The organism is Caulobacter sp. GW821-FHT10C03 (assembly GCF_059415485.1).
In genome coordinates this window covers 31,970-51,957 of sequence record NZ_JBWKNI010000010.1, presented here as the reverse complement: position 1 = coordinate 51,957, position 19,988 = coordinate 31,970, and the positions used below count along the sequence as shown (strand labels likewise).

Below are 19,988 nucleotides of genomic sequence, written 5' to 3'. Positions count from 1 at the left end.
ACGGGAAAGCGGGGTCACTGGTCTCTCCGGGCGCCGGAGGCGGCGAGGCGGGGAGAGGCGGGGCGGCGGTAGCTGGCGCCGAGCGGGACGGCGGCGCCGGCGGTCGACGAAGCGGGCGAGGCCGACGGCGCGGGCGCAGAGCGGTCGGACACCACGGTCAGGCGGCGCGGTCCGATGGTCGCGCTCGAGGCCGAGGAGGCGGCGGCCGCCTGTTCCTCGCGTCGGGCCAGGGCGGTGGCCGCGGCGGCGACGTGGGCGGCGCGCGAGGGCGGCTCCAGCGGCGCGGCGGTCTGGCCGGCGCCGAGCGACGCAGGCGCCGCCTGGTCGCGGGACTGTTCGCGCGGCAGGCGCAGGCCGGCGGCCATGACCGAAACCGCGATGGCCCCGGCGACGAGCACCACGGCGAACACCAGGCTCAGCATCAGCACGGTCACGGCCGGGGTGATGTCGAGTTCGGCGAACTGCTGGGCGGTCTTCATCGCGCCCAGGGCCTTCAGCGACGGGGTCATCATCGCCAGTTCCAGCGCCAGGCCGACGGTGGCGATCATCGGCAGCAGGGCCAGGGCGATCATCGCCTTCAGCCAACCCTCGACGAGGCCGCGGGTGGTTTCGAACAGCAGCAGCCCGGCGACCAGCGGGGCCAGGGCCAGCAGCAACGACAGCACCACCTTGCAGGCCAGCACCGCGCCCAGGCTGGTCAGCAGCATGACGAGGCCGCCCACATTGGCCGCGAAGGCGGCGAAGCCGGGCCCGCCCTGCAGCGCGGAGTCGTGCGTCCCGGCGCGGGCGACGAAATATTGCGACGCCTGCTGCAGGACCTCGTAGGCCGATTGCAGGCGCACATAGGGATCGGTGCGTCCGGCCTCGCCGCCGAGCTGGCCCAGCAGCAGGCCGCCCAACTCGGCCGGCGCCCTGAACAGGGCGTCGTAGGCCAGGGTCTCCAGCAGCGCCCAGTTGGTGGCCAGGGCCACGACCAGGGCCATCTTGACCACGGCGATGGTGGCGTCGCCGATCCGCAGGGAGCCGCGGCCCAGCACCAGGCGATAGCCCATGAAGCCGACATAGACGGTCATCAGCACCGTCAGCAGCATCGAGACCGGCGAGCCGGGCGAGGCCAGGGCGGCATAGCCGGCCTGGGCCAGGCCGTGCACCTGGCAGTCGACCGAGCCGATCAGGCCCTGCACCAGCGGGGCGTCGGCGGCGGGGCAAGCGACGGGAGTCATGCGGCGTCCTTCACCAGCTTGGCCATCCAGGCCTCGGGCGCGTCGCCCAGATGTTCGCGCAGGGCGTCGAGCCGGCGCACCGTGCTCTCGCGGCCCGACAGCACCGTCAGCAGTTCGGGCGAGCCGGCCAGGTTCAGGCGGGCCACGACGCTGTCGGTCCCGTGCTTGATCAGGAAGCAGCGGGCGGTGTCGGGCAGGCTGCGGACCAGCTCGAACTCGTGCTCGGTCAGGCCGAAGCCCTCGCAGTAGTCCCTCGCCTGGGCCTTGGGGTTGGCCATGAAGATCTGGGTGGCGGCCTGCTCGACGATGGCGCTGGCGATGCGGCTTTCCAGGGCGTCTTGCGCGCTCTGGGTGGCGAAGCCGACTAGGCCGTTGCGCTTGCGCAGGGTCTTTTCCCAGTCCTTGATCCGGGCGACGAAGACGTCGTCGTCCAGCGCCTTCCAGCCCTCGTCGACGACGATCAGGGTCGGGTGGCCGTCCAGGCGCTGCTCCACGCGGTGGAACAGGTACATCATGGCCGGGGTGCGCAGGGCCGGGTCGTCCAGCAGCTGGGTCATGTCGAAGCCCAGGGTGGCGGCCGACAGGTCCAGGCCGTCCTGGGCGTTATCGAACAGCCAGGCGTGCTCGCCCGCGCCGTGCCACGGCGCCAGGCGCGCGGCCAGATCGGCGGCGTCCGGACGGCGCGAGCCCTTGAACAGCTCGGCGAAGAACCGCAGGCGGCGCAGCTTGGGCGCCTGGTCGTAGTTGGCGTCGACCGCGTCCTTGATGCGGGCCAGGTCGTCCGGCGTCAGGGTCTCGCCGGGCTGGCTGACGAGGCGCGCGACCCAGTCGGCGACGAAGCGGCGGTTGGCCGGCGTGTCTTCCAGGGCCAGAGGGTTGAAGCCCGTCGCCTGGCCCGGGCGCAGCACCTCGTAGCGGCCGCCGATGGCGCGCAGGAAGATCTCGGCCCCGCGGTCCTTGTCGAAGAAGACGGTGCGCGGCTTGTACTTCTGGGCCTGGGCCAGCAGGAAGTTCAGCACCACGGTCTTGCCCGAGCCCGACGGGCCGATGATCGTGAAGTTGCCCAGGTCGCCCTTGTGGAAGTTGAAGTGGTACGGGCCGGCCGAGGTGGTCTCCAGCAGCGTCACCGCCGGACCCCAGTGGTTGCCCAGGGCCTTGCCGACCGGGAAGTTGTGGCCGCTGGCGAAGCCGGCGAAATTGGCGGTCGAGATCATCGCCCGGCGAGCGATATCCTTGAAGTTGCCCGGGAACTGGGCCCAGAAGGCCGGCTCCAGATTGACGTCCTCGCGCACGGCGATGGCGCCCATCTCGGTGAAGGCCGACAGCACTTCGGCGGTGGATTGGTCCAGGCCCTCCAGGCTCTCGCCGCGCACCAGCACCGACAGGTGATGCTCGCCGAAGGCCGCGCGGCCGCTGACCACGTCGTCCTTGGCGCGGATCAGGTCGGCTTTCAGGCTGACGCCGTCGTCGTCGGCCGCGCGCATGCGGCGCAGGGCGAGGTTCATCTTGTCCAGCGTCGGCTGGCGGTCGACGAAGCCGAAGCTCTGCGTCACCACCATCTCGCAGGGCAGGCGCAGCAGGTCGTCCAGCATGCCGGGCGTGGTCTGGGCGGGGTAGTCCTTGACCGAGACGATCGAGGAAAAGCCGCGCGCCAGGGCGCCGGCCCGCGACAGTTCCAGCGTCTCGTGGCCGAAGCTGACGCGGCGATAGGGCAGGTACTCGCCCGCGTCGCCTTTCGGCGCCAGCACCGGGCGCATCTCGCCGTTATAGAGGCAGGACAGGAATTCCAGCGGCTCCGAGCAGGTCCCGTTCGAACCCTCGTATTGGCCCAGCACCCGCGCGCCATAGGGCGCCAGGGCCGAGACCAGGCTGTCGCGGGCGGCGTCGAGTTCGCGGCGGTCCTGGGTCTTCTGGCCGGCGCTTTGCGCCGAGCCCTTGGCCAGGCGCAGGGCCTTGTCGATCAGTCCGCCCTGGCCTTGCAGCGGGCGGCGCACGATCGTCAGGAACAGGTCGTTGACATAGAGCTTGCGGCCGGCGAGGCGCTCGCTCCATTCGGCGTCCAGCCGGGTGCTGAAGGCGTCGGAGAATTCGCCTTCCGTGCCGACCCTGGCCTCGCGGCGGATGATGTGGTGGTAGACGGCGAAGCGCGAGCTGGCCAGGCCGCGCAGCATCACGTCGCGCACCGCCTTGCGGTAGTTCAGCGTCTCGCTGTCGGCCGTCTCGAACGGCAGGCCGGCCAGGTGGATCACCTGGAGCAACAGCCCGTCGCGGGTCTCGATCGTCCGCGCGTCCAGGTGGCGGGCGTAGGGCAGGCGCTTGCCGGCCGACGCTTCCTTGCCTGCTTTGGGCTTGGGATTCACGGTTGGTAGCTGTTGCATCGCCAGGCCCGGAAGTTGGGAACGCGGGGGCAGCGGCTGACCTTGGCCAGCCACAGGTCGAAGATGCGCGGTTCGCGCAGGCAGGCCGCATAGCCGATCGCGTGGACCACCAGGGCGGCGAGCAACGCCCAGAACGACTTGGTGATCAGGAACAGCTCGGTCGTGACCACGCCGTTGACGACGAAGTAGCTGTAGGTCACGCCGGCGAACATCTGGGGCCGGGTGAGCGCCCCGAACACCACGTCGCGATCGAGGGGAGCGGCCATGCCGGCTTAGGCCCCCGCCGCCGAGCGGATGCCGCTGACGATGGTGGTGGCGCCGAACAGGATGAAGCAGCCCAGGATGACGGTCGCGCCGTAGCGCCAGTTCATCCGGCCCGTCAGCATCATGAAGCCGACGGCGGCCACGGCCATCACCGCCACGGCGGTGGCGACGTTGCCCATCAGCGTGCCCTGCAGCCACAGCACGCCCGACAGCACGGCCGACGAGCCTTGCGGGTCGGCCTGCGAAACCTGGGCATGGGCCTGGCTGGCGGCGGCGGCGAGAGCGGTCGCCAGGGCGGCGGCGCGGGCGTTCAAAAACTTACGCATGAATTGGGGGCGCATCAGTTTGGAGCTCCGAGGGCGGGAAGGGCGAGGGCGGGACCCATCACGGCCATGCGGCCGAGGATCGAGGCGACGTAGGCCTGGGTTTCGGCGTAGGGGGGCACGCCGCCGTGCTTGAGCACCGCGCCGGGGCCGGCGTTGTAGGCGGCCAGGGCCAGCTTCACGTCGCCGCCGAAGCGGTTGAGCATCTGGCGCAGGTACATCGCGCCGCCCTTGATGTTCTGGGTCATGTCCGACGGATCGACGCCGAGGTCGCGGGCGGTGGCCGGCATCAGCTGCATCACGCCCATGGCGCCCTTGCGCGAGCGGGCGGCGGGACGGAAGCGGCTTTCGCGCCAGGCGACGGCCTCGACCAGCTTGGGATCCAGGGCGTAGTCGGCGGCGGCGGCGTGCAGCTCGCGCCGCACGGCGTCGCTGGCCACGGTCTCGACGACGGCGACGGGCGGCGGCGCGGCCGCCTTGATCGCCTCGACCGTTTCGCCGTTGAAGACGGCCGGACCGTCGAAACGCGTGACCTGGCCTTCGTCGCCGATTTCCAGAACCTGGGCGGCGGCCGGGGCGGCGAGCAGGCAGCAGGTCGCGATGGCCGCCAAGCTCATGGCCTGGCGGGCGAGATCGAACGTCATCGACGCCCCCGAATAGCTATGGTTAAGCAATATGCTTAATGCATGTGTATAGGGCTCGCCCGACTCGCGTAATGCGGCAGGACAGCGCACAAGGTGGCTAGTTATCTGTGTCGTGAAGTCTACGTACGAAGTTATCGTGCGTTAACTGTCATTAATTACTTCGCGATTTTACTTATGCTGAAGCTTGCCGCATGCTTGTCGGTAATGGCTAAGCTTGACCGGCCGGCCAGGCGGAACTTCAGGCGCGCGCTGGGGCTCCACGGCGGACGGGCGACGATCCGGACGACGATCTAAAGCATCGCCGTGATTGTTTCCGCCCAGTGATGGTGCTGCACAACTTACGCCTTAGGAGCCCTGCTTCGCTCATCCTGGACGAAGAGGGACCATGGCCGTCGCACCGTTTGTCATTCTGGCCGCAGCCGCCCTGTCGACGGCCCCGGACGCGGCTCCAGCCCCGACGCCGACCGACGTCTCCGGCGTCGTCGTCGAGGCCGCCAAGCGCGGCGAGGCGCGGGGCGGCCAGACGCCGCTGGTCGCCTACGACCCGATGCAGATCCAGGCCTTCGGCGCGGCCACGGTCGACGAGCTGATCGAGCTGCTCGAAGCCCAGACCGCCAGCGCGCGCGGCGGCTCGCCGGTGTTCCTGATCAACGGTCGCCGCATCTCGGGCTTCCAGGAACTGCGCGGCCTGCCGACCGAGGCCATCGAGCAGTTCCAGATCCTGCCCGAGCAGACCGCCCTGGCCTATGGCTACAGCGCCGACCAGCGGGTGGTGAACATCATCCTGCGCGAACGCTTCCGCTCGCTGTCCGAGCAGGTCGACGCCGAGCGGCCCCAGGGCGGCGGGCGCACGGTCGGCAGCTCGCGCACCAACGCCCTGCGCATCCAGGGCGGCGCCCGCACCTCGCTGAGCCTCGATCTGAAGAACCAGTCGGCCCTGTATGAAGACGAGCGCGACATCGACCGCTCGGAAAGCGGCGGCGTCACCACCAACCGCACGCTCGCGCCGCGCCTGCGCCAGGCCCAGCTTTCGGGCGTGGTCAAGCGCGACCTGACCGACAAGGTCGGCCTGACCCTCAGCGGCGGCCTCAAGTCGGTGGACCAGGTCAGCCGCCTGGGCCTGCCGGAGGTCGCCGACGACGTCTATGTCGATCGGCCCGACACGCTGCAGAAGCGCACCAAGACCACGACCGCCGATCTGGGCGCCCTGGTCGACGGCTTCGTTGGCTCCTGGGCCACGACCGGCAGCCTAGCCTATCAGCGGGTGGAGACCAATTCGGTCACCGGCCGGGGTCTGGACACGACGGCGCTGGATGCGGCGATCGACGCCGGGACGGTCGATCTTTCCGGCGACCTCGACTCCTACCTCTCGGTGCTGGATCCGACCCGCGCCGCTTCGGTGGCCCAGAGCGTGACGGGCGAGGTGGTGACCAACGGCTCGCTGCTGCGGCTGCCGGCCGGCGCCATGCGCCTGTCGCTGAAGGTTGGCGGCGATCACTCCAGCCTCGACAGCGAAAGCCTGGTCGAAGGCGTCTCCACCAGCCGCGAGGTGTCGCGCGACCAGGGCTCGGTCCAGGCCAGCTTCGACCTGCCGCTGCTCGCGGCGGGGGAGGGCGCGGGCAAAAGGCTCGGCGCGGTCTCGGCCAACCTCAATCTCGCCGCCGCGCAGGTGTCGGACTTCGGGACCTTGCGCACGCTCGGCGCGGGCCTCAACTGGACGCCGGTCGAGAAACTGGTCTTCACCGGCGACTACACCACCAAGACCACGGCCCCGACCCTGTCGCAGCTGAACGATCCGACGCAGACCACGCCCAACGTGGCGGTGTTCGACTACGCCACCGGCCAGACGGTGTCGGTCACCCAGACCAGCGGCGGCAACGCCGACCTGGAGGCGCCCGAAAGCCGCATCCTGCACTTCGGCGTCAACTGGACCCCGACTTCTAGGCACGCCCTGCAGATGAACCTGAACTGGACCCGCACCGAGGTGCTGGACGGGATCAGCAGCTTCTCCAGCGTCACCGCCGGCCTGGAGGAGGCCCTGCCCGAGCGTTTCACCCGATCCGCCGACGAAACCCTGCTGAGCATCGACGCCCGGCCGATCAACGTGGCGCGCGAAGTGAAGGAAGAGGCCGCCTGGGGCTTCACCTTCTCGCGCGCCTTCGGCAAGCCGATGCAGTTTCCGCCACGCCAGGGCTTTGGCCCGCCGGACGGCGGTCCTCCCGATGGCGGCCCGCCGCCGGGAGAAGGGGGCGGTCCGCCTCCGGGCGAGGGCGGCGGTCCTCCGCCCGGCGTGGGCGGTCCGGGCGGTGGTCCTCCGGGCGGGGGTCCTGGCGGCCCTCCGGGCGGTGGACGGCGTCCGGCCGTGATGATGCGGCCCGGCCAGGGCCTGATCAACATCTCGCTGACCCACACCTGGCGGCTGAAGGACGAGGTGACGATCCGCGACGGCTCGTCGGTGCTCGACCTGCTGAACGGGGATTCCATCTCCGGCTCCGGCGGCGAGTCCGAGCACGAGGTCAAGCTGCAGGTCGGGGCCTCGCGCCGCGGCGTCGGCGGCTTCGTCAACGCCAAGTGGGAGTCCGGCACGGTCACGAAGGGCAATGGCCTGACGCCGGACTACAAGTTCGGCGACCTGGCGACCGTGAACCTGCGCCTGTTCGCCGACCTCTCGCAGCGCCGCGAGTGGGTGCAGAAATATCCGTGGCTGCGGGGCGCGCGGGTGACCGCCGAGGTCACCAACCTGTTCGACGCCCGCACCAAGGTGACCAGCAGCGACGGGACCCTGCCGCTGACCTACCAGCCCGACTATCTCGATCCGCTGGGCCGGGTGTTCCGCATCGGCTTCCGCAAGATCGTGTTCTGACCCGAAGGGGAGGGGCGGCCCGACGGGCCGCTCCTGATCCGGCGGGCGATTCCGGCCGGCTAAACGACGCGCTTCCAGCTTCGGCGGACGGTTTCGGCCGTCCGGACGCGACTTCGCGCGCGCGAACGATCACGCCGTCTGGCGTTGGGAAAGCTTTGCGATTTCAGGGGTGTGGTGGGGACCCAGACTTCCGTCTGGGTCCCCGTGGTGCCGCCGGGCAGGATTGAACTGCCGACCTCAGCCTTACCAAGGATGCGCTCTACCACTGAGCTACGGCGGCGACGAGGAGGGGCGTATAGCCAACGATTTCGGGGATTGCAAAGCCCAAATCGCGTTGACTGAACGTCGCGGGCAATTCACCTGTGGACACATGAGTCAGTCATCGAAGCCAAACCCCAGTCAGGACAAGGAAAAAGCCGAACGCGAGGCGCGTCTGGCCCAGGCCCTGAGAACCAACCTCCGCCGTCGCAAGGCGCCCGCCAGCGCGTCGGCCAAGCCGGAATCGGCTTCGGAATAGGAATCGGCGCGGCCTCTTGCATGCCCCCTTGCAAGCGTTAGAACCGCGACCTCACATGTGACCCGCGTGGAAGACGGCTTTTCCGCGCGTTCGAGGGAATTTCATTGGATCGCATCGCCATCACCGGCGGCGCGCAGCTGAACGGGACCATCCCCGTCAGCGGCGCCAAGAACTCTGCCATCAAGCTGATGGCCGCCAGCCTGCTCACGGATCAGCCGCTGCGGCTGACCAACATGCCGCGCCTGGCCGACACGCGATTCCTCGGCAAGCTGCTGACGCGCCTCGGCGTCAGCGTCACCGAAAGCGACGACGGTCCCGACGGCCAGCAGACGATCCTGCACGCGCCGGAGATCACCAGCGGCTTCGCGCCCTATGACCTGGTGCGCCAGATGCGCGCCTCGTTCAACGTGCTGGGCCCGCTGGTCGCCCGCTCGGGCCAGGCCAAGGTCAGCTTGCCCGGCGGCTGCACCATCGGCGCGCGCCCGGTGGACCTGCACCTCCAGGCGCTGGAGGCCCTGGGCGCCAAGATCGACCTGCACGAAGGCTACGTCTACGCCCAGGCCCCGCGCGGCCTGAAGGGCGCCGAGATCGTCTTCCCGATCGTCTCGGTGGGCGCCACCGAGCACGCCATGCTGGCGGCCGTGCTGGCCGACGGCGTGACGGTGATCCGCAACGCCGCCTGCGAGCCTGAACTGGCCGACCTGCAGGAATGCCTGAACGCCATGGGCGCCAAGGTCGAGGGCGCGGGCACCCCCACCATCACCATCACCGGCGTCGCCCGCCTGAACGGCGCGACCCACTCGGTGATCCCCGACCGCATCGAGATGGGCACCTACGCCGTCGCCGCCGCCATGGCCGGCGGTGAAGTGCGCCTGACCAAGGCCCGTCCCGAACTGATCGAGAGCCTGTCGGTCAAGCTCGAGGAGGCCGGCGCCACCGTCGTGCGCACCGAGGACGGCGTCATCGTCAAGCGCAACGGCTCGCGCCTCAACGCCGTCGATCTCGAGACCGCGCCGTTCCCCGGCTTCGCCACCGACCTCCAGGCCCAGTTCATGGCCCTGATGACCACGGCGAACGGCGAGAGCCGCATCCGCGAGACCATCTTCGAGAACCGCTTCATGCACGCCCCCGAGCTGATGCGCCTGGGCGCCGACATCTCGGTGCACGGCGGCGAGGCCCGCGTGCGCGGCGTCGCCCAGCTGGAAGGCGCCGAGGTGATGGCCACCGACCTGCGCGCCTCCGTCAGCCTGGTGATCGCCGGCCTGGTGGCTCGCGGCGAGACCGTGGTGTCGCGCATCTACCACCTCGACCGGGGCTTCGAGCGCCTGGAAGAGAAGCTGGGCGCCTGCGGAGCCCAGGTGCGCCGCATCAAGGGCGACGGCGAGCCGGAGCTCTGAGCATGAGCGCCGCGCCCCTCCGCCTGCTGGCCCACGAGCCTGAAGACCTGCCGGTGATCTCGGCCGCCTTGCAGGACGCCGTCGCCAAGATCGGCGACATTCGCTGGGACGCGGCCGCCCGCACCCTGACCCTGGCCTGCAACCGCTTCCGCTGGGAAGCCGGCGGCAAGAAGAAGGGCGGCGAGCGCGTGCGCTCGGCCCTGCAGCTGGGCGACGTCACCGGCGTCCAGGCCCGCAACCTGCGCCGCGACGCCAAGCAAGCGGTGGTCGAACTGCTGTCGGTCGCCTTCGAGCCAGGCGAGGAAGCCCCGGGCGGCGTGATCCTGCTGACCTTCGCCGGCGGCGGCGACCTGCGGGTCTCCGTCGACTGCGTGGAAGCCGCCCTGGCCGACGTCTCCGAGCCCTGGGCGACGCCCCGGAAGCCCGGGCACGAGGGGTAGGGGCTCAAGCTCCCTTATTCTCCCGTCATTCCCGCCCTTGTGGCGGGAACCCCTGGTTCCGCTTGCATGGGCGGCGCAAGCGGCGTGCTGAGCACGCCGCCTCACTCTCACCTGCGGCTGACAGAGGGGTTCCCGCCACAAGGGCGGGAATGACGGGAGTTATGAGGCGGGGCGTTAACCAATCAAGCTTCTGATTTCCAAACATTTCAAATCGCATCCGACCTGATACGTTAACTCGTAGTTGAATCGACTTCGAGTGCGTGATGACCAGGATCGGCTCTCAGGGCTACGCCGCCGCCTACGCCTATGCGGGCGCGACGAGCAGTCAGACGGGAACCACGACCGCCGCCCAGGCAAAAGCGGCTGAAGCGGCCAAGACCGGCGCCTCCAGCGTCAGCGTCACCCTGTCGGCGGAAGCGCAGGCCGCGCTGGCCGCCGCCAGTTCCGACGGCCGTAGCGTCGCCACTGTGGTCTCCGACGCCCGCAAGAGTCTCGACAGCCTGCTCTCGGCCGCCAAAGCCACCAGCGCGCTGAAGGACGGCAAGGCGACCATCGACGTCTCCGGCCTCGACCGCCGATCGCTCTACGCCGTCGCTTCGAACCAGGGCGGAAGCTTCCCGATCGAGGAGCAGGTGGTCGCCAGCCTCCAACTGAAGGCCGGCCTCGACAAAGCCCTGGCCGCACCCGCCGCCGACGCCCGGGTCACCGGCGACTATGCCGGCCTCTACAAGGCCGCCCTGACCCGCCACGAGGCCGCCGGGACCGAGGAGAAGGGCGCGCTGGCTTGGCAGAACGCCAAGGCCGCCCTGGTCGAGGGCCTGCGCCAGGCGACCGCCAAGCCCGGAACCGCGCCCACGGGGATCGCCGACGATCCGGTCGCCGCCTACCTCAAGGAAAACGGCGGCGTCGTCTCCAATCCGCGCTCGCGCGACATCGCCGACGTGGCCTCCGACGTCCGCACCGCCCTGGACCGCCAGTACTCGCTGGCGACCGGCGAGGGCATGGCGACCGACGGCGACGCCGGAACCATCGACTTCACCCGCTTCGACGACCGCTCGCTGTCGGCGATCGCGTTGAACAAGGGCGGCAAGTTCTCCGAGCACGAGGTCAAGGAAGCCGCCGACGAGGTGCGCGCGCGCAACCGCGAGGGCGTCTCCTCGAACTGGAAGTCGGCCCAGCAGTCGGGCGACGCCTCGGTGTTCGGCCGCAACCTCGTCTCGCAATATGTCTCGATGAGCGACGAGGAGCGCGAGGCCGTCGGCTGGACCCCGGGCCTCTACGACAAGATGGTCTCGCTGCAGACCCTGTCGGACAAACTTTCCTCGATGTTCGGGGCGGATGGAACGCTCAAGACGGGTATGAGCCTGCTCGACTATCTGTAGGCCCCGGTATCTGGAATAAGAGGCGCAAAGTTCCGCTTCCACGGATTCATCGTCTCATGTCCCTGATCTCGAACACCTCGCGCGCCCTGCTCGCGGCCGCGCTCCTCGGCGGCGTCGCCGTCCCGGCCCTGGCTTCGGCGGCGCCGGTCTCGAAAGCCACGGGGGCCCCCATGATCGCCCCGCTGTCCACCCGCTCGGACGCCAAGGACATCCACTCCTACGCCAGGCCGCAGGTCGCCCGCGTCACCCACGTCGATCTCGACCTGACGGCCGACTTCGCGGGCAAGAAGATGGTCGGCAAGGCCGCCCTCGACCTCAAGCTCGCGCCCGGCGCCAAGGAGGTCGTGCTCGACACCAAGGGCCTGAAGATCAAGTCGATCACCAACGCCCAGGGCAAGCCGCTGAAGTGGACCCTCGGCGCCTTCGACCCGCATCTGGGCGCGCCGCTGACCGTCACCCTGGCCGGCGCCAAGCGCATCGTCATCGCCTATGAGAGCGCCCCCGACGGCGCGGCCCTGCAATGGCTGTCGCCCTCGCAGACGGCCGGCAAGGTCAAGCCGTACCTGTTCAGCCAGGGCGAGGCGATCCTCAACCGCACCTGGATCCCCACCCAGGACAGCCCGGGCATCCGCCAGACCTGGACCGCCCGCATCGTCGCGCCCGAGGGCCTGAAGGCGGTGATGAGCGCCGAGATGCTGACCCCCGACGGCGAGCCCGTCGCCGGTGGCCGCGCCTATCGCTTCCGGATGGACAAGCCGGTCGCGCCCTACCTGATCGCCATCGCCATCGGCGACCTGGCCTTCCAGCCGCTGGGTCCGCGCACCGGGATCTATACCGAGCCCTCGGCCCTGAAGGCCGCGGCCTGGGAGTTCGCCGACGTCGAGAAGATGGTCGAGGCCGCCGAGAAGCTCTACGGCCCCTATCGCTGGGGCCGCTATGACCTCTTGGTGCTGCCGCCGTCGTTCCCGTTCGGCGGCATGGAGAACCCGCGCCTGACCTTCGCCACCCCGACGGTGATCGCCGGCGACCGCTCGCTGGTCAGCCTGGTGGCGCACGAGCTGGCCCACTCCTGGTCGGGCAATCTGGTCACCAACGCCACCTGGGCCGACTTCTGGCTCAACGAGGGCTTCACGGTCTATTTCGAGAACCGGATCATGGAGGCCCTCTACGGCAAGGACACGGCCGCCATGCTGGCCGATCTCGGCTGGACCGACCTGCACGAGGCGATCGAGGAGGCTGGCGGCATGACCGGTCCCGACACCCGTCTGCACATCGACCTGACCGGCCGCGATCCCGACGACGGCATGACCGACATCCCCTACGAAAAGGGCGCGGCCTTCCTGCGCACCATCGAGAAGGAGGTCGGCCGCGAGCGCTGGGACGCCTATCTGCGCGGCTATTTCGACCGTCACGCCTTCCAGCCGCAGACCGCCGAGGGCTTCATCGCCGACCTGCGGGCCAATCTGTTCAAGGGCGATGCGGCGCTGGAAAAGAAGATCGACGTCCAGCGCTGGATCTACCAGCCGGGCCTGCCCGAGAACGCCGTCCACGTGCAGTCCAAGGCCTTCGAGCCGGTTGACGCCGCCGCCAAGGCTTTCGCGGACGGCGGCGTTGCGCCGGTCGAGGCCTGGAAGGGCTGGGGCACTTCCGAGCGCGTCCGCTTCGTCGGCCAGTTGCCGCGCAAGCTGACGAACGCCCAACTGGCCGCCGTCGACGCCGCCTTCGGTCTGTCGGCCCAGGGCAACAGCGAGATCCGCTTCGCCTGGCTGCAGCTGGCCATCGCCAACCGCTACGCGCCGGCCGTGCCGTCGCTGGAGCAGTTCCTGACCGGCCAGGGCCGCCGCAAGTTCGTCGCCCCGCTGTTCGTCTCGCTGTGGGGCCAGGGCGAATGGGGCCAGCCGATCGCCAAGCGCATCTATGCGGAGTCCCGGCCGCTCTATCACGCGGTCACCCGCGAGACGGTCGACAAGACGGTGAAGTAGGGGCCGCTTGCGTCCAAAGGTATTTGTAGGATGAATGCGCTCCGTCCCTTGCTGGTGGCGGAGCGTTTTCTTGTCGGCTTTCCCCTCGACTTTCCTTCGGGGCCTCGCGGCCGCCCTGGCCTGCGCATTGCTGGCTGTCCCGGCGCTCGCCGCGCCCAAATACCCGCTCTCCACGCGGGGTCCCGACATCGTCGACGCCAAGGGCGCGAAGGTGCGGCTGGTCAGCGTCAACTGGTTCGGCGCGGAGTCGGCCGAGTTCGTGGTCGGCGGGCTCGACAAGCAGCCGCTCGAGAAGATCGTCAGGACGATCAAGGCCGGCGGCTTCAACTCGGTGCGCCTGCCGTGGTCGAACGAGCTGGTCGAGCGCAATCCGGTCGTCGAGGACCGCTTCCTGGCCGCCAATCCGAAGCTGAAGGGCAAGACGGCGCTTCAGGTGTTCGACGCGGTGGTCGACGCCTTCGGCCACGAGGGGCTGATGGTGGTGCTCGACAACCATCGCAGCCGCGGCGACTGGTGCTGCGACGAGGCCCATGGCGATGGCCTGTGGTGGACGCCCGCCTATCCCGAAAGCGCCTGGCTGGCCGACTGGAAGACGGTGACGGCCCGCTATGCGAACCGGCCGTTCGTGGTCGCCGCCGAACTGCGCAACGAGATCCGGCCCGATCCCTCCCTGGGCCTCAAGCCGGTGTGGGGCGGCGGCGATCCGCGCACCGACTGGCGGGCGGCCTCGATGCGCGGAGCCGAGGCCGTGCTGGCGGTCAATCCGAGGCTGCTGATCATCGTCGGCGGCATCGACTACCAGAACCACCTGACCGGCGTGCGCGATCAGCCGGTGACCCTGTCGGTTCCGGGGAAGCTGGTCTACGCCGCCCACGACTACGCCTGGAACCGCAAGCCCGAGGAACTGGCCGATCCGGCCCTGTTCGCCCGCCGCTCGCACGAGCGCTGGGGCTTCGTGCGTGACCCGGGCCAGCCCTGGACCGCGCCGGTCTATATGAGCGAGTGGGGCGGCTGCACCCAGCCCGGCCCCGACGGCCAGCCGTGCAAGAGCGACCGTATCACCTTCGTCCAGGCTCTGGCGGGATATGCGCGGGACACCGGCATCGACTTCGCCTGGTGGCCGCTGAACGGCACGCAGTCGGGCGGCTACAACCGCACGGCCGGGGCGGTGGAGCCCTATGGGCTGCTGGATCCGACCTGGGGCAAGTGGGCCGATCCGAAGGTGGTCGAGGCGCTGACGGGGAAGGCGGTTCGCTAGGCCCCGAGGCCCCTCTTCGCCTTCCTGGGCCTTATGCCCAGGATCCATGGTTCAGCCTGCTCAGACCTTTCGCGTTGGAGCGAGGTCTGGGCAGCGGCCGGCATGGGCCCTCGCCACGAGGGCGAGGGAGGCGGGTTTGGTTGGGAGCATTGGGGGCGCTCAACCCCCACCCCCCAAACCGTAAAACCCCCGCGAAAGCGGGGGCCCAGGTTTTTTATCGTAGAGCGCGGCGCGTTTCAGAAAACGCCTGGGTCCCCGCTTTCGCGGGGATTTTACGGAAGTGAAGTCAGGCCTTCGCGACCTCGGCCTCCGGCTGGATGTCCTCCAGTTCCCCCTCCCACTTGGCCACGACGGCCGCGGCCACCGAGTTGCCGACGACGTTGGTGGCCGAGCGGCCCATGTCGAGCAGGTGGTCGACGCCCAGGACCAGGGCGATCCAGGCCTCGGGCAGGCCGAAATAGGTCAGGGTGGCCATGATCACCACCAGCGAGGCGCGCGGCACGCCGGCGATGCCCTTGGAGGTCACCATCAGCAGCAGCAGCATGAAGATCTGCTGCTGGATCGTCAGGTGCACGCCGTGGGCCTGCATGATGAACATGGTGGCGAAGGTGCAGTAGAGCATCGAGCCGTCGAGATTGAACGAATAGCCCAGCGGCAGGACGAACGAGACGATGCGGCGGCGCACGCCCACCTTGGGCAGGCTGTCGAGGATGCGGGGGTAGGCGGCCTCCGACGAGGCGGTCGAGAAGGCCAGCAGGGCCGGCTCGCGGATCACCCCGAACAGCGGGATGGCGCGCTTGCCCAGCACCACGAAGGCGGCGGCGAACAGCAGCACCCACAGCGTGCCCATGGTGGCGTAGAAGCCCAGCACGAACTTGGCGTAGGTGCCCAGCATGGCCAGGCCCTGGGTGGCGATGGTCGAGGCCAGGGCCGCGAAGATCGCCAGCGGGGCCAGCTTCATGACGAAGCCGGTGACCTTCAGCATGATCTGGGCGCACTGCTCGACCAGGTGCAGCACCTGCGGGGCCTTGTCGTCGAGGGCCGCGACGGCGGTGCCGACGAACAGCGAGAAGACGACGATCTGCAGGATCTCGTTCTTGGCCATGGCGTCGAAGATCGAGGTCGGCACCAGGTGGGTGATGAAGCCCTTCAGGGTGAAGGCGTCGGTCGAGGCGGCCGGCTTGGACGAGACGGCGGCTTCCACGAGATGCAGCCCATGGCCCGGCTGCAGCAGGTGGACCATCAGCAGGCCCAGCAGCAGGGAGACGGCCGAGGCGCCGATGAACCAGCCCAGGGTCTTGGCGCCGATGCGGCCGACCGCGGCGGCGTCCTCCATGTGGGCGATGCCGGCCACCAGGGTGGTGAACACCAGGGGCGCGATGATCATCTTGATCAGGCGCAGGAAGATGTCGGTGATCAGGCTCAGACCCGAAGCCGCCGACTTGGCCCCCTCGGCGTCGAGGAACTGGTTGCACCCCCAGCCGACGAGCACCCCCAGCACCATCGCGCCGATGATCAGATAGGCGAAGCGTTTGTTCATCGGGCGGAACCTCTGCGCATGCGGCCGGCGAGCCGCCTGTCGCTAAGGCGTCCGCAAGGTGCGTGAATTTTGGGGAAAGGGCGGACGGCGGGGCCGGAAAAGGCCGGTCCCGGTCAGGAACTAGCGGCGCTGCGGCGCCGTGGTCAGGAAGCGGCGGCCTTTTGCAGGCGCTCGTAGCGGCTCAGGAGGCGCTCCCAGGTGACCCGCTTGATCGGCTCGCCCCGGCGCAGCTTGGTCCAGGTGGTCTCGCTGATCCCGTAGACGTTGTTGAGGTGCTCGCGAGTGATGGCGGGCAGGCGGCTCTTCAATCGCTCGAAGTGTTCGGCGGGGATCTGGATCACGTCCGGCATAACGGTCCCGTAGCTCTGTTCAGAAGGCCGACTTAAGCGGCCCGCATCTATCAAGACGCAGTCGCACGACGTTTCCTCACGTTCGGCGACAAAATATTTTCTCCTTACCAATCCGTGACTTGGCTTTACGGCAAAATGTCGTCGGGAAGATGTGGGTTCCGCAACAGGCTGCGTCTTGAAGTTCGGAAGCGCGAGGGGCGTGACCGAATACGAAGGGGACTAAGCGATGCGATCCAGCACCTTGCGAGCGATGATGGCCGGCGGTTGCGCCTATGGCGCCCTGATGATCGGCGCGGCCGGCGCCTACGCCCAGGAGGCCGCGCCGGCGCCGGAAGAACCCCAGGCCGTCGAGGCCGTGGTCGTCACCGGTTCGCGCATCGCCCGTCAGGACTATGTGGCCAACAGCCCGATCCAGACGGTCGGTGCGGCGGCCATCGAGGCCACCGGCCAGGTGACGGTCGAAAAGGCCCTGTCGCAGATGCCCCAGTTCACCGGCTCGTTCGGCCAGGGCAACACCGGCTCGACCAGCACCGGCCTGAACGGCGGCCAGTCCTACGCCAGCCTTCGCGGCCTGGGCGCCAAGCGCACCCTGATCCTGCTCGACGGCCGCCGCCTGCAGCCGTCCAACCCCGACGGCTCGGTCGACCTCAACATCATCCCCGAAGCCCTGATCGAGAACGTCGAGGTCATCACCGGCGGCGCCTCCACCGCCTACGGCTCGGACGCCACCGCCGGCGTCGTCAACTTCAAGCTCAAGCGCAGCTTCGAGGGCCTGACCGCCGACGCCCAGTACGGCATTTCCGAAAAGGGCGACGCGGAGTCGTTCCGCTTCTCGGTGACTGGCGGCTCGTCCTTCGCCGACGGCAAGGGCCGGGCGGTGCTGTCGTTCGACTACACCAACCGCGACCGGGCCCTGCAGAGCGCCCGCGACTACTACATCTTCCGCACCTCGGCGCCGGGCCTGTCGACCATCCCGCAGGGCACGGTGCTGTTCGGCGCCAACCTGCCGACCCTGGCCTCGATCAACAGCCTGTTCCAGGGGACCTACGGCACCGCGGCCCTGACCGGCAACAGCGCCGGCCGCTACACCGGCCAGCTCGGCTTCAACACCGACCAGACCCTGTTCTCGACCTCGGGCGTGCCGGTCCTGAACTTCCGCGACCCGCAGACCGACAACGCCTACATCGTCAACGCCAACGCCTCGGGCACCTCGCAGCAGGTCAACTTCGGCTACAACGGCAGCTCGATGCAGTCGGACCTCGACCGCTACGCCGTCTTCGCCAAGGTCGACTATAACCTGACCGACAATCTGCGGTTCTTCTCGCAGTTCACCTTCACCGACTACACCTCGGTGGGCGTGTCGAACCCGACCCTGGCCTCGAACGTCTACGGCCTGACCGTGCCGGTGACGAACCCGTTCATCCCCAACGACTTCAAGGCCATCCTGGCCTCGCGCCCGACCCCGAACGCCGCCTTCACCTTCTACAAGGCCCTCGATATCCTGGGTCCGCGCGTCCAGAAGTACAGCTACGACGTCTTCCAGTTCACCAACGGCCTGTCGGGCGACACCGGCTTCCGCGACTGGACCTGGGACGGCTACGTCTCGTTCAGCCGCGCCAAGTTCGACAACGAGCAGACCGGCGGGGCCAGCGCCAGCGCCATCTCGCGCCTGCTCAACAGCCCGACCGGCGGCACGGAATACTGCGCCGGCGGCTGGAACCCCTTCGGCAACCTGACCCCGTCGGGCGAGTGCGTGCGCTACATGTCGCGCCGCACGCTGAACCAGAACAGCCTCGAGCAGCGCATGGTCGAGCTGAACGTCTCGGGTACGCTGTTCGACCTGCCGGCCGGCGCGGTGAAGTTCGCCGCCGGTACCGACTACCGCTCGAACGAATACACCTTCAAGCCCGACAGCCAGCTGAACCAGCCCGACGGCACCAGCGACATCCTCGGCTACAGCGTGCTGCGCGACGCCTCGGGCTCGGTCGACACCTACGAGGTCTACGGCGAGCTGCTGGTCCCGATCGTCAAGGATCTGCCCTTCATCCAGGAGTTCAACCTCGACCTCGGCTACCGCTATTCCGACTACAGCTCGGTGGGCGGGGTGCAGACCTACAAGGCCGACTTCGACTGGAAGATCATCGAGCCGGTGCGCCTGCGCGGCGGCTACAACCGCGCCATCCGCGCCCCCAGCGTCGGCGAATTGTACGCTCCGGTCTCGACGGGTTCGGTGGCCATCGGCACGGCCTCGTCGACCACCACCAACGGCGACCCCTGCGACGTCCGCTCGTCCTACCGCACCGGCGCCAACGCCGCGGCGGTCCGCACCCTCTGCCTGGCGCAGGGCGTGCCGACGGCGATCATCGACAGCTACCAGCTGGGCACCGCCCAGGTCTTCGCCCTGACCGGCGGCAACCCCGACCTGCAGGAAGAAACGGCCGACACCTACTCGTTCGGCGCCGTGCTGCGCTCGCCGTTCGAAGGGCCGCTGCTCAGCCGGATCACCGCCTCGATCGACTGGTACGACATCAAGGTGAAGGACGCGATCGGCAGCCTGTCGATCGTCAACGCCTTCCAGTTCTGCTTCAACTCGGGCGGCGCCAACCCGACCTATGACCCGAGCAACTACTACTGCTCGCTGCTGACCCGCAATTCGGCCAGCGGCGTGCCGACCAACCCGGTGCAGCCGCTGCTGAACCTGGGCCAGTTCCAGACCACCGGCGTCGACGTGCAGGTCGACTGGAGCTTCGACTTCGCCGACACCCTGCTGGACAAGATCCCCGGTTCGCTGTCGGTCAACGTGGCCCTGGGCTACACCGACAAGTTCAAGATCCAGAGCCTGCCGGGGGCCGCGGTCTACGACTATGTCGGCACCATCGGCACGGGCGTCGAAAGCACCGCGGGCACGGCCCACCCGAAGTGGAAGTCGGTCACCTCGACCACCTACACCTGGGGTCCGGCGAGCGTGGGCCTGCGCTGGCGCTGGATCGACGCCATGGACAACTCCGCCAAGGTGGTCACCCCGACCAGCACCTCGCGCGGCGTCGTCTCCTACAACGCCTTCGACTTCAACGGCCGCGTCAAGCTGCCGTGGGACACCGACCTGCGCTTCGGGGTCAACAACCTGTTCGACAAGGCCCCGCCGCAGGTGGGCGACACCGAGGGCAACTACGACGCCCAGAACTACGACGTGCTGGGTCGCTCCTACTACCTGGGCGTCCGCAAGCGGTTCTAGTTTTTCAAGAATACCGGGCGCGTCGGCCCCCTTTGACGCGCCCGGCCTTCGCCGCCGATCCCCCCCGGCGGCGGCGAGGAGGGGCGTCGGTCTTGGCGGGCCGGCGCCCTTTTCGCGTTCTTGATCCTCCCCCTCTGGGGGAGGTGGCCCAGAGGGCCGGAGGGGGTAGCGCCGACCTGCGCCGAGCAGTGG

General features: G+C 69.0%; 14 protein-coding genes and 1 tRNA gene. 7 read left to right on the top strand and 8 right to left on the bottom strand.

The window, feature by feature from the left end; genetic code table 11:
* Positions 1 to 14: 14 nt before the first annotated feature.
* Genes AC07NG_RS14540 through AC07NG_RS14520 form a run of 5 tightly spaced genes read right to left on the bottom strand, consistent with a single transcriptional unit; the run spans position 15 to position 4,832 of the window.
* Positions 15 to 1,223 carry a TrbL/VirB6 family protein gene (locus tag AC07NG_RS14540; protein WP_494594751.1) on the bottom strand — a complete coding sequence of 403 codons (1,209 nt, stop codon included), beginning with the start codon at positions 1,221 to 1,223 and terminating at the stop codon, positions 15 to 17.
* A complete protein-coding gene (locus AC07NG_RS14535; RefSeq protein ID WP_494594749.1) occupies positions 1,220 to 3,583 on the bottom strand; it encodes a VirB4 family type IV secretion/conjugal transfer ATPase in 2,364 nt (787 codons plus the stop codon). The genes AC07NG_RS14540 and AC07NG_RS14535 overlap by 4 nt, the downstream gene beginning before the upstream one ends.
* On the bottom strand, positions 3,580 to 3,867 hold the full coding sequence (locus tag AC07NG_RS14530; protein ID WP_110121867.1) for a VirB3 family type IV secretion system protein: 288 nt from the start codon (positions 3,865 to 3,867) through the stop codon (positions 3,580 to 3,582). Before AC07NG_RS14530 ends, AC07NG_RS14535 begins: the two co-directional genes overlap by 4 nt.
* A 6-nt stretch (positions 3,868 to 3,873) precedes the next feature.
* Entirely contained in the window at positions 3,874 to 4,191 is a 318-nt protein-coding gene (locus AC07NG_RS14525; RefSeq protein ID WP_492853464.1) for a TrbC/VirB2 family protein, read from the bottom strand.
* Between the two features lie 14 nt (positions 4,192 to 4,205).
* Positions 4,206 to 4,832 (bottom strand): lytic transglycosylase domain-containing protein, encoded by a 627-nt coding sequence (locus AC07NG_RS14520; RefSeq protein ID WP_492853463.1) that lies wholly within the window; start codon positions 4,830 to 4,832, stop codon positions 4,206 to 4,208.
* 385 nt (positions 4,833 to 5,217) lie between these two features.
* Between AC07NG_RS14520 and AC07NG_RS14515 the strand changes: the two genes are divergently transcribed.
* Positions 5,218 to 7,695: a TonB-dependent receptor gene (locus AC07NG_RS14515; protein ID WP_494594747.1), complete on the top strand. Its 2,478-nt coding sequence runs from the start codon at positions 5,218 to 5,220 to the stop codon at positions 7,693 to 7,695.
* Positions 7,696 to 7,900: 205 nt separating this feature from the next.
* Here AC07NG_RS14515 and AC07NG_RS14510 read toward each other — a convergent pair.
* Positions 7,901 to 7,975: transfer RNA gene (locus AC07NG_RS14510), tRNA-Thr, on the bottom strand.
* Positions 7,976 to 8,316: 341 nt separating this feature from the next.
* On the opposite strand from AC07NG_RS14510, the gene murA reads away from it, so the two are divergent.
* From murA to AC07NG_RS14485, 5 genes are all read left to right on the top strand, one after another.
* The gene (gene murA / locus AC07NG_RS14505; protein ID WP_487292323.1) at positions 8,317 to 9,609 is read left to right on the top strand and encodes a UDP-N-acetylglucosamine 1-carboxyvinyltransferase; all 1,293 of its coding nucleotides are present in this window, start codon (positions 8,317 to 8,319) and stop codon (positions 9,607 to 9,609) included.
* Positions 9,610 to 9,611: 2 nt separating this feature from the next.
* On the top strand, positions 9,612 to 10,049 hold the full coding sequence (locus AC07NG_RS14500) for a DUF2948 family protein (protein WP_494594745.1): 438 nt from the start codon (positions 9,612 to 9,614) through the stop codon (positions 10,047 to 10,049).
* A 263-nt stretch (positions 10,050 to 10,312) separates the two neighbouring features.
* Positions 10,313 to 11,431 carry a hypothetical protein gene (locus tag AC07NG_RS14495; RefSeq protein WP_494594744.1) on the top strand — a complete coding sequence of 373 codons (1,119 nt, stop codon included), beginning with the start codon at positions 10,313 to 10,315 and terminating at the stop codon, positions 11,429 to 11,431.
* A 56-nt stretch (positions 11,432 to 11,487) separates the two neighbouring features.
* A complete protein-coding gene (locus tag AC07NG_RS14490; protein WP_494594743.1) occupies positions 11,488 to 13,413 on the top strand; it encodes a M1 family metallopeptidase in 1,926 nt (641 codons plus the stop codon).
* A gap of 70 nt (positions 13,414 to 13,483) precedes the next feature.
* The gene (locus AC07NG_RS14485) at positions 13,484 to 14,671 is read left to right on the top strand and encodes a glycoside hydrolase family 5 protein (RefSeq protein WP_494594741.1); all 1,188 of its coding nucleotides are present in this window, start codon (positions 13,484 to 13,486) and stop codon (positions 14,669 to 14,671) included.
* Between the two features lie 286 nt (positions 14,672 to 14,957).
* Here AC07NG_RS14485 and AC07NG_RS14480 read toward each other — a convergent pair whose 3' ends face one another.
* A complete protein-coding gene (locus tag AC07NG_RS14480) occupies positions 14,958 to 16,211 on the bottom strand; it encodes a dicarboxylate/amino acid:cation symporter (RefSeq protein ID WP_494594739.1) in 1,254 nt (417 codons plus the stop codon).
* A 143-nt stretch (positions 16,212 to 16,354) separates the two neighbouring features.
* Positions 16,355 to 16,561 carry a hypothetical protein gene (locus tag AC07NG_RS14475; RefSeq protein WP_058346819.1) on the bottom strand — a complete coding sequence of 69 codons (207 nt, stop codon included), beginning with the start codon at positions 16,559 to 16,561 and terminating at the stop codon, positions 16,355 to 16,357.
* Positions 16,562 to 16,787: 226 nt separating this feature from the next.
* Between AC07NG_RS14475 and AC07NG_RS14470 the strand changes: the two genes are divergently transcribed.
* Positions 16,788 to 19,796, top strand: coding sequence for a TonB-dependent receptor domain-containing protein (locus AC07NG_RS14470; protein ID WP_494594737.1), 3,009 nt, complete (start codon positions 16,788 to 16,790; stop codon positions 19,794 to 19,796).
* The last annotated feature ends 192 nt before the right edge of the window (positions 19,797 to 19,988 follow it).

Bases quoted from the DNA above. Each gene is read 5' to 3' on its own strand.
- AC07NG_RS14500 (WP_494594745.1), top strand. From the start codon at position 9,612: ATGAGCGCCGCGCCCCTCCGCCTGCTGGCCCACGAGCCTGAAGACCTG.
- AC07NG_RS14515 (WP_494594747.1), top strand. From the start codon at position 5,218: ATGGCCGTCGCACCGTTTGTCATTCTGGCCGCAGCCGCCCTGTCGACG.
- AC07NG_RS14530 (WP_110121867.1), bottom strand. From the start codon at position 3,867: ATGGCCGCTCCCCTCGATCGCGACGTGGTGTTCGGGGCGCTCACCCGG.
- AC07NG_RS14495 (WP_494594744.1), top strand. From the start codon at position 10,313: ATGACCAGGATCGGCTCTCAGGGCTACGCCGCCGCCTACGCCTATGCG.
- AC07NG_RS14475 (WP_058346819.1), bottom strand. From the start codon at position 16,561: ATGCCGGACGTGATCCAGATCCCCGCCGAACACTTCGAGCGATTGAAG.
- AC07NG_RS14540 (WP_494594751.1), bottom strand. From the start codon at position 1,223: ATGACTCCCGTCGCTTGCCCCGCCGCCGACGCCCCGCTGGTGCAGGGC.
- AC07NG_RS14470 (WP_494594737.1), top strand. From the start codon at position 16,788: ATGCGATCCAGCACCTTGCGAGCGATGATGGCCGGCGGTTGCGCCTAT.
- AC07NG_RS14525 (WP_492853464.1), bottom strand. From the start codon at position 4,191: ATGCGTAAGTTTTTGAACGCCCGCGCCGCCGCCCTGGCGACCGCTCTC.
- AC07NG_RS14520 (WP_492853463.1), bottom strand. From the start codon at position 4,832: ATGACGTTCGATCTCGCCCGCCAGGCCATGAGCTTGGCGGCCATCGCG.
- AC07NG_RS14480 (WP_494594739.1), bottom strand. From the start codon at position 16,211: ATGAACAAACGCTTCGCCTATCTGATCATCGGCGCGATGGTGCTGGGG.
- AC07NG_RS14490 (WP_494594743.1), top strand. From the start codon at position 11,488: ATGTCCCTGATCTCGAACACCTCGCGCGCCCTGCTCGCGGCCGCGCTC.